12 protein-coding genes and 1 pseudogene are annotated in these 13067 nt (G+C 43.3%); 5 read left to right on the top strand and 8 right to left on the bottom strand.

All coding sequences use genetic code 11. From position 1 onward, the window contains the following. Positions 1-25: 25 nt before the first annotated feature. The 3 genes from parC to ftsP all read left to right on the top strand — a co-directional run bounded on the left by parC (position 26) and on the right by ftsP (position 4854). Positions 26-2287: a DNA topoisomerase IV subunit A gene (parC, locus tag SLS51_RS18110; RefSeq protein WP_323840029.1), complete on the top strand. Its 2262-nt coding sequence runs from the start codon at positions 26-28 to the stop codon at positions 2285-2287. A gap of 22 nt (positions 2288-2309) precedes the next feature. Beyond that, entirely contained in the window at positions 2310-3038 is a 729-nt protein-coding gene (locus SLS51_RS18105; protein ID WP_323840028.1) for a 1-acylglycerol-3-phosphate O-acyltransferase, read from the top strand. A gap of 394 nt (positions 3039-3432) precedes the next feature. Continuing rightward, a complete protein-coding gene (gene ftsP, locus SLS51_RS18100; RefSeq protein WP_323840027.1) occupies positions 3433-4854 on the top strand; it encodes a cell division protein FtsP in 1422 nt (473 codons plus the stop codon). Positions 4855-4988: 134 nt separating this feature from the next. Here the strand turns inward: ftsP and dkgA are convergent, their stop codons facing one another. From dkgA to metC, 5 genes are all read right to left on the bottom strand, one after another. Beyond that, the gene (gene dkgA, locus SLS51_RS18095; protein ID WP_323840026.1) at positions 4989-5867 is read right to left on the bottom strand and encodes a 2,5-didehydrogluconate reductase DkgA; all 879 of its coding nucleotides are present in this window, start codon (positions 5865-5867) and stop codon (positions 4989-4991) included. 273 nt (positions 5868-6140) lie between these two features. Next, on the bottom strand, positions 6141-6812 hold the full coding sequence (locus SLS51_RS18090; protein ID WP_323840025.1) for a DedA family protein: 672 nt from the start codon (positions 6810-6812) through the stop codon (positions 6141-6143). Between the two features lie 114 nt (positions 6813-6926). Then, on the bottom strand, positions 6927-7415 hold the full coding sequence (locus tag SLS51_RS18085; protein ID WP_323840024.1) for a type II toxin-antitoxin system YhaV family toxin: 489 nt from the start codon (positions 7413-7415) through the stop codon (positions 6927-6929). Positions 7416-7420: 5 nt separating this feature from the next. Beyond that, complete coding sequence (locus SLS51_RS18080) at positions 7421-7771, bottom strand: type II toxin-antitoxin system PrlF family antitoxin (protein WP_165577230.1); 351 nt, start codon at positions 7769-7771, stop codon at positions 7421-7423. A gap of 148 nt (positions 7772-7919) precedes the next feature. Beyond that, positions 7920-9110: a cystathionine beta-lyase gene (metC, locus tag SLS51_RS18075; protein ID WP_323840023.1), complete on the bottom strand. Its 1191-nt coding sequence runs from the start codon at positions 9108-9110 to the stop codon at positions 7920-7922. 346 nt (positions 9111-9456) lie between these two features. Between metC and exbB the strand changes: the two genes are divergently transcribed. Both exbB and exbD read left to right on the top strand, forming a co-directional pair. Next, entirely contained in the window at positions 9457-10428 is a 972-nt protein-coding gene (gene exbB, locus SLS51_RS18070) for a tonB-system energizer ExbB (protein WP_323840054.1), read from the top strand. A 3-nt stretch (positions 10429-10431) separates the two neighbouring features. Beyond that, positions 10432-10857 (top strand): TonB system transport protein ExbD, encoded by a 426-nt coding sequence (gene exbD, locus SLS51_RS18065; RefSeq protein ID WP_323840022.1) that lies wholly within the window; start codon positions 10432-10434, stop codon positions 10855-10857. A 107-nt stretch (positions 10858-10964) separates the two neighbouring features. Here the strand turns inward: exbD and SLS51_RS18060 are convergent, their stop codons facing one another. The 3 genes and pseudogenes from SLS51_RS18060 to SLS51_RS18050 all read right to left on the bottom strand — a co-directional run. After that, entirely contained in the window at positions 10965-12080 is a 1116-nt protein-coding gene (locus tag SLS51_RS18060) for a helix-turn-helix domain-containing protein (RefSeq protein WP_323840021.1), read from the bottom strand. A gap of 10 nt (positions 12081-12090) precedes the next feature. Beyond that, the gene (locus SLS51_RS18055) at positions 12091-12690 is read right to left on the bottom strand and encodes a hypothetical protein (protein ID WP_323840020.1); all 600 of its coding nucleotides are present in this window, start codon (positions 12688-12690) and stop codon (positions 12091-12093) included. Between the two features lie 220 nt (positions 12691-12910). Then, positions 12911-13067 (bottom strand): annotated as a pseudogene (locus tag SLS51_RS18050) (IS1595 family transposase); the annotation flags it as partial.

Below are 13067 nucleotides of genomic sequence, written 5' to 3'. Positions count from 1 at the left end.
AAAAAGATTCTGAGGAAATTAGCGAATGAGTGAGATAACTCACGATGGTGTGGAGCGTTTGCCGCTCCACTCATTTACTGAAACCGCCTACCTGAACTACTCCATGTACGTCATCATGGATAGGGCGTTGCCTTTTATCGGTGACGGTTTAAAACCGGTTCAGCGCCGTATTGTTTATGCCATGTCAGAACTGGGGTTGAACAATACCGCCAAATTTAAGAAATCCGCCCGTACCGTGGGTGATGTACTGGGTAAATACCATCCGCATGGTGATGGCGCCTGTTATGAAGCTATGGTGTTAATGGCGCAGCCATTTTCTTACCGCTATCCTTTAGTGGATGGGCAAGGAAACTGGGGAGCGCCGGATGATCCCAAATCTTTCGCCGCGATGCGTTATACCGAGTCTCGCCTGTCCAAATATGCCGAGTTGCTGTTGGCTGAGTTAGGGCACGGCACCGTTGATTGGGTGCCAAACTTTGACGGTACGTTGCAGGAACCGAAAATGCTGCCGGCGCGTTTGCCAAATATTTTGCTGAATGGCACCACCGGTATTGCGGTGGGGATGGCGACAGATATTCCGCCCCATAATGCGCGTGAAGTGGTAAATGCACTGATTACGCTGCTGGATAAGCCACAGAGTTCCCTTGATGATCTGATGGAACACGTTAAAGGTCCTGATTATCCGACTGAAGCGGAGATCATCACTTCTCACGAAGATATCCGTAAGATTTATAAAAATGGCCGTGGTTCGGTACGGATGCGAGCTGTTTGGTCAAAAGAAGATGGCAATGTCGTGATCACTGCGCTGCCGCATCAGGTTTCTGGTGCCAAAGTGTTGGAACAGATCGCTAACCAAATGCGGGCTAAAAAGCTGCCTATGGTTGATGACTTACGAGATGAATCTGATCATGAAAATCCAACTCGTCTGGTTATTGTCCCTCGTACAAACCGGGTTGATTTAGAGCAGGTGATGAATCATCTGTTTGCTACGACAGATTTGGAAAAGAGTTATCGCGTCAACCTGAATATGATCGGATTGGATAATCGTCCGACCGTGAAAGGGCTGGTTGAGATCCTCTCCGAATGGTTGGTATTCCGCCGGGAAACAGTTCGTAAGCGTCTGAACCATCGTTTGGAAAAAGTCCTTAAGCGCTTGCATGTGCTGGAAGGCTTACTGATCGCATTTCTCAATATTGATGAAGTCATTCACATTATCCGTAGTGAAGATGAGCCAAAACCGGTATTAATGTCACGTTTTGGTTTAAGTGAGACGCAAACGGAAGCCATTCTTGAGCTGAAATTACGCCACTTAGCTAAACTGGAAGAGGTAAAAATCCGTGGCGAACAGAATGAGTTGGCAAAAGAACGCGATAAGTTACAGGCGATTCTGGGGTCTGAGCGCAAACTGAATACGCTGTTGAAGAAAGAGATCATGGCTGATGCGGCCACTTATGGTGATGAGCGTCGTTCTCCAATGAGAGAACGTGATGAGGCCAAAGCGATGAGTGAGCATGACATCACACCTTCTGAGCCGGTGACAATCGTATTGTCCGAGATGGGTTGGGTTCGTAGTGCGAAAGGCCACGATATCGATCCAGCCGGGCTGAATTACAAAGCAGGTGATAGCTTCCGTGGAGCGGCTCGTGGTAAGAGCAATCAGCCGGTTGTTTTTATTGATACAACAGGTCGCAGTTACTCGCTTGATCCGCGGGATTTACCTTCTGCCAGAGGGCAGGGGGAACCACTAACAGGTAAATTGACTTTACCCGCAGGGGCAATGGTAGAACATGTACTGATGGCGCCGGATGAACAGAAGTTTCTGATGGTCTCTGATGCTGGTTATGGCTTTATCTGTACTTTTAGTGATTTGGTTGCTAAAAACCGAGCAGGTAAGGCACTGATTACATTGCCGGAAAAGGCTCGCGTCATGACGCCGCTGGAAATAAATAACCCGCAGGATGATATGTTGTTGGCAATTACCCGCGCAGGCCGGATGTTAATGTTCCCGGTTGCGGATTTGCCGCAACTTTCTAAAGGGAAAGGGAATAAGATAATTTCTGTTCAGTCAGCCGCAGAAAATGACCTGTTGAGTTGGTTATTGATACTACCGCCACAATCGTCTATTACACTTTATTTTGGAAAGCGTAAATTGACGTTGCGTCCTGAAGATCTTCAGAAATTCCGTGCAGAACGTGGTCGTAAGGGGACGCCTCTGCCTCGTGGGTTGCAGCGTATTGAACGGGTACAGGTTGAGACTCCACCTTCTGCTACTAACGTAACTAAATAGTGGGATTAAATAAGAGGCGGCTATGTTAGCAATTATTCGCGGCATTATTGTTGTTCTGTTTTCGATTGTAGTGTGTGTCTCTGGTGCTATTTACTGTTTATTCAGGCCACGTCACCCTGACCATGTTATGGTGTTTGGGAATATGTTTGGTCGGTTGTCGAAAATATTTGGCGTCAAAATTATTCAACGTATTCCTGCTGAAGCCAGGCAATATGGTCCGAGTATCTACATTGGCAACCACCAAAACAACTATGACATGATAACTATGTCCAATGCAGTTCAGCCGGGCACAGTGACGGTAGGTAAAAAAACGTTGGTGCTGATCCCATTTTTTGGTCAGCTTTATTGGTTGGCTGGCAATATTCTGATTGATCGTGTTAACCGTGCCAAAGCACATGGCACGATTACCCAGGTTGTGGAGCAGATTAAAAATCGTCATCTTTCTGTTTGGATGTTTCCGGAAGGGACACGCAGTCGTGGTCGTGGTTTGTTGCCGTTTAAAACTGGCGCTTTCCATGCTGCGATCTCTGCGGGAGTGCCGATTGTCCCGGTCTGCGTTTCTTCCATCACTAATGGACGTATTAAGCTGAGTCGCTGGAATAATGGTTCCGTCATTGTTGAAATGTTGCCTCCCATTGATACTTCTGGATATACCAAAGAGCAGGTGCGTGAGCTGGCAGAATATTGTCATAAAGTGATGAAAGCTAAAATAGATGCATTGGATGAAGAGTTGGCTGCAATGGAGAAATAGGGTATAGGTTATTTGTAGCCACTCTTTTATAATAAAATGCGGGTCTGACAAAGGCGATAGCTTTTAAGCGTACTTTAATCCTCACATATTTAGTATATGTGAGGATTTTTGTTCGTTGTCCATGACCACAATTTATTATTAGTCGGAAATGACATGCATTTATCGCTGACCGGAAGAGATTCGTGTAATGCATTCAGATAGTTTAATTCCCTTCATATTCGCGTTATGATGAGTGCTTGATAAATAATGTTTTTGTTAAGCGCAATCAAAAGGATAATAAGCTTTAATAACTTCAATAATGAGTTATTCGCTTCCGGGGTGAATGATTGCAGTGTCTCAACTATTTTTGAGGCATATAAACCCGGAATTTAATTAGGTTTGTCGCGGAGAAAATATGTCATTTAGTCGGCGCCAATTTATTCAGGTATCAGGTTTGGCGATGTGTATCGGAGCCGCTCCTCTATTGGTTCGAGCCAGCAAAAATCAGCAGACTGCTTTGCCGGTTCCCCCTTTATTGGAATCCCGTAGTGGGCAGCCGTTATTTCTGACTTTACAAAAAGCGCATTGGACTTTTGATGGACAATATAAAACCAGTGTATGGGGAATTAATGGCCAATACCTTGGTCCGACTGTACGGGTTCATAAAAACGATGATGTCAAACTGATATACAGTAATCGGTTAGCGGAGCCGGTTTCGATGACGGTCAGCGGATTACAATTACCGGGTACATTGACCGGTGGAGTTGCCCGTCAGATTTCTCCGGGGTCTGACTGGTCGCCAGTGTTGCCTATTCGTCAGCAGGCGGCAACTTGCTGGTATCATGCCAATACACCTAATCGGATGGCACCACATGTTTATAAAGGTTTGGCTGGTATGTGGTTGGTAGAAGATGAAACCAGCCGCCATTTGCCGTTGCCGAAACACTATGGTGTTAATGATTTCCCGGTTATTCTGCAAGATAAACGGTTGGATAACTTTGGGGTTCCTGAGTATCAACCAGCCTCTGATAGTGGATTTATCGGTAATACTCTGTTAGTTAATGGCGTACAAAATCCTTTTATTGAGGTATCTCGTGGCTGGATCCGTTTACGTTTACTCAATGCATCCAATGCCCGCCGATATCAGTTACAGATTGGTGATGGCCGTCCTTTCTATATGATAGGCACTGATTTGGGTCTGTTACCTGCGCCGATAGCCGTTCAGCAACTCTCCCTTGCGCCAGGAGAACGGCGTGAGGTATTAATTGATATGTCCAAAGGGGATGAAGTTGTTGTTACCGCGGGTGAATCAGCCGGGGTACTTGACAAGTTACGTGGGTTGTTTGAACCCTCTACGGTGTTGATTTCCAGCACCGTTCTGACCATTAAAGCAACCGGTTTATTATCTCTGGTGACAGATAATCTCCCATCTCGTCTGGTTGATGATGTTACGCCAGTTTCCAGTGCAATCCGTAACCGGGAAATTTATCTTGATGATAATACGCCTGGAATAAACGGTGCGTTATGGGATATGAATCGGGTGGATATTACTAGCCAGCAAGGAACGTGGGAGCGTTGGATCGTAAATGCCTCTGCCCCACAACCATTCCATATTGAAGGTGTGCAGTTTAAGGTGATTAACCACAACGGAGAGGCCCCTCAGCCGCAAGATTATGGTTGGAAGGATACTGTTTGGGTTGATGGGCGGGTGGAATTGCTGGTTTATATGAACCAGCCCTCTTATGAACACTTCCCATTCCTCTATTACAGCCAGATTCTGGAAATGGCCGATCGCGGCTCTGTTGGGCAGTTAGTGACTATACCGGTCAATCAATAATGGAAAAAACCAGATGAGTGATAATCGGCAGAACCATAAAAATAGCTCAGCAAAATTGGGGCGCGGCGTTGATGCCGCGCACGTTTTAATTCTGCTTTGCCCGCTATCACTCTATCAATTTTATCAGCCGTTTTTCAGCACTGATTATTAGCGTTATTTTGCTCAAGAAGCTGAATGAACTCACTGAAGTCAACGAATATTTCAGGGGTTGGTCCCAGACGTTTACCGATATCCAGCGTAGTCATCGCGGTCAAATCTTCTTTTTCTAGTTTGAAGTCGAATACATCAAAGTTCTCTTTAATTCTCGATAACGTGGTTGATTTTGGGATCACAATCATGCCGTTATCAATGTGCCAGCGGATAACAACCTGCGCGGGTGTTTTGCCATACTTTTGTGCCAGATGTTGAACCAATTGATTATCAAATACATTTTCACCACCTTGTGCCAGTGGGCTCCAGGATTCGGTAACGATATTATGTGTGGCATTCCAGGCATGAAGCTGACGTTGTTGTAACAGCGGGTGCAACTCAATCTGATTAATGACGGGATGAACGCCGGTTTCATTGATCAGTCGCTGGATATGTTCAGATTGGAAGTTAGAAACACCGATACTGCGAATAAGCCCCTCTTTCTGCAATTCAATCAATTGTTGCCAGGCACCGACGTATTGATCTTGCGGTGGTGCAGGCCAGTGAATGAGATAAAGGTCAACATAATCCAGTTGCAACTTTTCCAGACTTTCTGCCAAGGCAGCACGGGCATCAAGGTGTCTGTCATTCCACAATTTAGTTGTAACAAAGATATCTTCACGGGGGATATCTGTTTCTTGTAACGCGTTGCCTACGCCTTTCTCATTGTTGTAGATAGCGGCGGTATCAATTGCCCGATAACCGATATCCAGTGCAGCATGGATTGTTTCTGCTATCTTCTGGTCATCTGCGGCCCATGATCCAAGCCCCAATTGTGGCATGTGATTCCCATCAGCAAGTCTGATAATAGGTTGATTATCCATTACTAACTCCTATAAAAAGAGAGACTTAAAATATCAATTAAAATTATGGCGATTGATATTAAGTTGATATTAAGCGTAATTGAAGGAAGTAATACAATTGGCGTGATCTAAGCCATGTATTGTGATCAATACATGGTCGAACACATGAATTAACCGGTTTGGTGGCGCATCGATACCAACAATATCACTTAGTGCTGAGCTTTAGCCTATATAATATTGGTACATTAAGTTAAGGATAAAAACCTTGCTGCTGCTTGTAAACCATGATGACTTTTATTTACGTTTTGTCGCCGAGATTTTCTTGTGGCGCCAGTACATCAACAGAGAGGCGCTTAAACCACTTAGCAACAGCACTATGGGTAAAATTATCAAAATGTTCATCACCAAATCTTGGTGAATTTTAATAAACGGGATCTGATTCAGGAGATAACCAAAACCGACCACGATGACAACCCATAGCAGGCCACTCAACCAGTTAAAAACTTGAAAGCGTTTACTATTAAGGCCGGATATACCCGCCAATGTTGGTAACAGAGTGCGAACAAAAGCCAAAAAACGGCCAATCAGTAACGCGGCCAAACCATGTTTGAAAAACAGCTCGTTAGCTCGTTGGCGATACTGAATAGGAAGTTGTGCCAGCCAATCTTTAACCCGTTTGGTATCACCAAGCCATAACCCTTGAAGATAGCCGAGCCAGCAACCGATACTTGCCGCCGCTGTTAATATAAAAACGGTTGGGATAAAACTCATGACTCCCTTGGCAACTAATGCACCGGCAAGGATTAACAGAGTATCACCGGGCAGAAAAGCGGCGGGTAATAAGCCATTTTCCAGAACCAGTGTCACGAATAGAATGCCATAGATAATCCAGAGAACATCGGGGTTGGCAAGTTTAGAAAAGTCATGCTGCCATAATGCCTGCATGATCCCGTTTAGTACTTCCATTGCTTATCCCGCCACTGTTATAAAATAAATTTATTGCATCTGTATATATAAAGTCAGTTTACAGTAAAAGCTTAAGCATGGCTTGATTTTATCCCGGATAAGGAGAAACTATGACTAATGTTCATTAATAAGTTTAGTTAAGTGTGGTGAATCAATGGATTCTTTTAAAAGAGAGTTCCAGTCGTCTGGTGGGTGTCCTGCATTAAGCATTTCACCAAATACTTTGTAAGCATCGTGCTTATCACCATATGCCCTTTTTGTTCTCTCATCATTTACCCAGCCAAAGATAATAATTTTACTTTCAGCGTGAAAACGGAAAAAAAGGCGATATTGTTGGAAAAATTTTGCTCTGAACCAGTGTTTTCTTTTGCCACCTAATGTGTCACCTAAACGAAAGGCTATATTAGTTGGGTCATTGGGAATAATTTCAGTAATGAGTTTTATGATTGCAGCCAAGCGTTTTGTATCATTTTTTTTCAAGTAGTCATTTGGATATTTTTGTTGAAGTTGTTCTACCTTATCTATTGATTGTTTTAATTGTTCTACAAAGCACGGATGAGCAAAAAGAGCCCATCCGTTTATTACACATACTCGATCATACATAGTCTTTACTCATCGTCAGCAGATAATGGGTTGCTCAGATCTATGTCTATTCCAGCGATAAGTGACTTCGCCTGGTTAATGAGTTGTTCATCTAATTGTTGTACTTGTTCCGGATGTCTCCGAATGTCTTTTGCCAGAAAGTCCAGAAATGATTCCATGACAAGATCTTTTTCTTCTTCACTATTTTTACGGCTGATAAGTACATCACCAGAAGATAAAATCTTATATGCGATACTGTCATGACCTGGTTTTAACTTAAGCGCTTTACGGACAGATGTTGGGATGGTTGTCTGGCTGCGACTGGTAAGCTTGGATTCTGCACCAACCTCGAACTCAACATTTGGTAATGCGTGCATATTTCTACCTCGTTATGCTGATTTGAGAATCTGTTCAACAAAGTGTAATGCAAATGCATTGTACTGGCAATATATCTATATTATCGCTTCATTATGATTTCAAATGTTAAGTTTTTCAGTTTATTACATTGAATAACAATAAGATTACTCAAGTCGAAATTCGACCAAATCCCTCTGCGAGGTCATCAATCAAATCTTGAACATTTTCCAGCCCGACATGCAGGCGGAACAGAGTGCCCGTCCTGTGTGAAATATCGTATTGACGTATCATTTTTATCTCTTCTGGTTGATAACCTAGGATCAGAGATTCAAAACCGCCCCACGAGAATGCCATTTTAAAATGGTGAAAATTATCCAGATAATCCGTAAATTGTTGGGGAGTTAACTTCTTTTTCAATTGAAAAGAGAACAGGCCGCTACTGCCACTGAAATCACGGATAAAATTATTGTGACCGGGGCAGGAAGGCAGAGCGGGGTGATAGACAGCGGCAACTTCGGTTCGTTGTTGCAGCCAGCGCGCGACTTCAATACTGCTTTTTTCATGTTGTTTCAAGCGAATGGCTAAAGTACGCAATCCGCGACTGGCCATATAGACCGTATCGGCATCGGCTATCTGCCCCATCAAATAGGAGTTCTCTCGCAGTTGCGCCCAACAACGTTCATTAGCCACGGCAATCCCTAACATCGCGTCTGAATGACCAATAATATATTTGGTGCCTGATTGAATCGAAATATCGATGCCGAATTCTAGCGCTTTAAACAGCACACCTGCCGCCCAAGTATTATCGATTATGATGACAATATCTGGATTGACTTGGCGCACTGCACGGACAATCGCGGGGATATCTTGCACTTCCATTGTGATGGAGCCAGGAGATTCAAGAAACACCACTTTGGTATTGGGCTTAATCAGATCAGCAATCTCTTCGCCAATCATGGGATCGAAATAATCGGTGGTAATATTCATCCGTGACAATATTTTGTCACAGAAACTTTGCGTCGGGTCATAAGCTGAACCGGTTAATAGAATATGATCGCCTGCGGCGGCAAAAGCGAGAATGGTATGACTAATCGCGGCAGCGCCAGAAGGGTAAAGCATACAGCCTGCGCCACTTTCCAGTTCAGCCATTGCTGCTTGAAAAGAGAAATGAGTTTGTGTACCACGGCGGCCATAAAACAGTTCGCTCTTGCCCCGGTTTTGCGTAGCATGTTTTTTGTCGGCGACAGAATCGAAGATTACCGATGAAGTTCGCTGAATGATGGGATTGACTGCGCCTTGCGTAAATTTTTGGCTTCTACCTGCATTGACCAGTAAAGTTTCCAGTTTTTTTTCTGCCATGATCCATTGCCACCTTTAACACTTCAATTTTTGAAATGGTGTAAAAAATAGAGTTAACACGTTAAAAGATTTAGACCTTTTTGTACAAAAGGATTAAGACAACTTGACGAAAATTCATCTCATTACCTGTGAGTAGGGGGGGTTTAACTTTATTTTGTGAAGGGGTAATACTTTTTTATTAAACAATAATGATAATTACTATCAAATCACTTAATGTTTGATATTATCAGCCTGCATTTTCATTCAATCTGGTGAAGACTCAGTAATAGATAAGGTTAGTGAGATGACGAAAAGTAATTCACTGCTAAATAACAAGGTTTATAGCAAAGGGAGTAAAGGCCAACTGATGCGAAATTTGACTGCTTCAATAATATTAGCGTTCGGGCTGACAGGTTCAGCATTGGCTGATACAGCACCAGCATCTGCAACAGATAACAATACCACGGAAAAAACCGTGCAAATTGCAGGGTCTACTCCAGCGACTACTCAGGCAACGACGGACACAACTGCACCATCTGCAAATCAGATTGCCCCGCAAGCGGTATCTGCGACAGAATCCACCCAAGTGACGCCGGTTGCAACGGATGAGGTTGCACCTAAAATTCCTGCTGATGAAGCCAACCTTTCCAGTGGTTTTGCTACTGATCTGTCCATTTGGGGCATGTATCAGAACGCCGATATTGTGGTTAAGACCGTTATGATTGGTCTGGTGATTGCTTCTGTTATTACTTGGGCTCTGTTCTTCTCAAAAGGTACTGAACTGTTGGCATCTGGTCGTCGTTTGCGTAAAGAGCGATTAGCTCTAGCGGACGTTAACAGCCTTGATCAGGCTGCGGAAATTGCCGAAGGTTTCCACAAACACAGCATCAGCCGCTTATTGCTGAGTGAAGTACAGTCAGAACGTCAGTTATCTTCTGAGAGCACTGATCTGAATAGCACGAAAGAACGTGCCGCTTTCCGCTTGGAACGTTCCGTTGCGGCTATCAGCCGTCATATGGGGCGTGGTAATGGCTATCTGGCAACCATTGGGGCGATTTCTCCTTTCGTTGGTCTGTTTGGTACGGTGTGGGGCATCATGAATAGCTTTATCGGTATTGCCCACTCACAGACAACTAACCTTGCGGTTGTGGCGCCGGGTATTGCGGAGGCCTTGTTAGCGACAGCACTGGGTTTGGTCGCAGCGATCCCTGCCGTTGTGATATATAACATCTTCGCCCGTATGATCGTTGCTTACCGTGGTCAGGTTGGTGACATGGCGGCACAGTCAATATTACTGCTTGGCCGTGATCTGGATTTAGCAAATAGCAAGACAAGGTGATTTATGGCAATACGTCTTAATGAAGATCTGGATGATAGTGGCGAATTGCATGAAATCAACGTCACACCATTTATTGACGTGATGTTGGTGTTATTGATTATCTTCATGGTAGCAGCACCACTGGCAACCGTTGATATCAAAGTGGATTTACCTGCTTCGTCGGCAAAACCACAGCCGCGTCCAGAAAAACCGGTATTCTTGACGGTTAAAGCTGATCGCCAGCTTTATGTCGGAGATCAACAGGTCGATTATGATACTTTGGCGGCGGTATTGGATCAGACCACCCAATCCAATAAAGAGACAACCATCTTCTTTCAAGCTGATAAAACCGTGGATTATGAAACACTGATGAGTGTGATGGATTCTTTGCGTAAATCGGGCTATCTGAAAGTGGGCTTGGTAGGGATGGAAGTGGTTTCATCAGGTTAATTGTCACTGATTTTTCCATTGAATAACCGCGCTGGAAAGCGCGGTTGAGATAAAATGATAATTGGTTTGTATTAATAAGAGCCTAATTTGAACAGGATGGAGAATAATCACGCTATTCTGGATCGATATGAAAACATCGAAATGACATTTACAGAATTTGTCTGATCATTAAGCTCATAAAGTGAACTATCGTTAGCGAGTTCAAGTAGCATTGGCACTGTAATTTTCAGACGCTCAGCTAATGTTTCAATATCAATACAAACATCATTAATAAGCACTTTTATTGCTCGATGAAATAATTCAGGTTTTTCATGGGGAATAAGATAATCCTCTTTTTCCTCAATAGCTTCTCCCTTACGTTTAAGCCCCAAAAAAGCCGTTTTGTATTGCGTATCGGTTAAAAGGGAAAGCTGATGCGCCCGATAAATAATTGCTGCTTTACTTACTTTCCAAGTTAATTTGAACTCACTTAGACCTCGCCAGTTGATTCTTCCGCTTATCGGGGCAGGGAAATATTTAGCCATCGCACTTCGTGGTAAAAGTAGGGCAGAGGCAAATTGGTTGGCTTGAGATTCGGTTATTCTGTCACCGGTAGATATTCCGCCGTGTAACACAAGATGTCCAATTTCATGTGCAATATCAAACCGTTGTCGGCATGGTGATTTCTTGGCTGTATTTCTGACAATGAAAGGTCGATCTAATGGAACGGATAACGCGTCAACATCATCAGATACTGAGTCAAACGAGGTAACAAATGCACCTAGCTTTTCAGCCAGGCGAGTCACATTTTCAATTGGCCCAAACCCTAATCCCCAATCAATCCGACATTTCTCTGCTGCTCGTTCAACTTCTTCCGGGGAGTTTGCTTTTAATTCAGGAAATAACACTGACGGTAAATTTAGATTTTCTTCAAAAACGACGATTAATCGTCTGTATAATTCAGCCTTTGCAAGTGCTGCTAATTTTGTTGCTACTCTAATTGCGCTGCGTTTACGGAAATGAACAATCTCTTCGTTCACAGGAGATTGTATTTGGGTTTCAAAGAACGCAGGAGTAACCTGCAATACAGTCGCTAATTCATTAGAAAGTTCATTAGTTGGCACAGCAAAGCCGGATTCCAGCCGCTGAATATATTGGCGGGTTTTATTAACCCGCTCAGCCACTTGCTCAAGAGATAGCTCGTGATACAGACGAGCTAATCGCAAATTAGAACCATTGAACACTTGTCACCTACTACTTGTTGTTGCGCTTGTTTTCTCTGGATTTATCAGGCACCGCAGCACTGATAGGATCCAATTCGATTGTTACCGCAGATGGCGGTGTGTTGTCTGTAGAATGCAGCGTAGATATTTTGCTGTTATCGTAAGTCCATTGAGACAACATTTCTTCATGCTCGTTGTAACCAGCAAAATGAACTTGTGCACCTTCGCCTTCAAACTGGGGCTTTTCTACAATAAAGCGCCATATTGTTGGTATCGTGATTTCTGGTGCCCAGAGTTGGTCTACACTGTTACGGCGAAAGAAGCCTGATTTTTTAGGGTTTTCTGGGTCATCAGTAAAAAAACGAAGTGGGATTGTTTCTATTTCGATGGTCGTATCCATATTAGGATTAGTTAGTTTTAGCCAATCATAAGTACCTTTCATACAGAGCTGAATAAGGCATTGTCTTTGGCGGCCAAATGTACAGGTTCCCCGGGTATAATTATCATCTAATGGTGTAGAAAGCTGCTCATAGGTATGATCAAGCACATTGAGTAGTTCTTTTGCAATGATACTTAAACGTTCTTCACTTAATTGTGGATGGAATTCCCAAGGGTAGCGGATGTTTGGCATTTGTTGTTTTCTCTAAAGGTGCAAAAATTCAAGTTTGTCAACTTTGATGTTGGTGCAAATTTCTAATTTTGTCAACCTGGCATCGTCTAAATTGTTTTCAGATGTACTTTGAATCTAACAAATCACATGGTTGTTTATTACCATTTATGTTGATTTCTTTTGGTTAATTGCTATTTAAATTCCATTGAATTTATACTTATTAACTGAAAAAAATTCCTGATTACCATCGAATCTCAGCTAGCTTGAGTAAATACTCAGGTATAGGCGCTGCCCGGATACATGAATAAATAAGCTGTTCGAATGTTTTTTTAAGGTTAAAGCGCCAATTGAACTTGAAACAGAATTCGGCAAGATAACGAGGTAAATACTTTTTGCTA

It is taken from the genome of Photorhabdus africana, assembly GCF_035181445.1.
Taxonomy (GTDB): domain Bacteria; phylum Pseudomonadota; class Gammaproteobacteria; order Enterobacterales; family Enterobacteriaceae; genus Photorhabdus; species Photorhabdus laumondii.
Note: the sequence above shows the minus strand (reverse complement) of the source record. Positions and strands in the feature narration are given on the sequence as shown.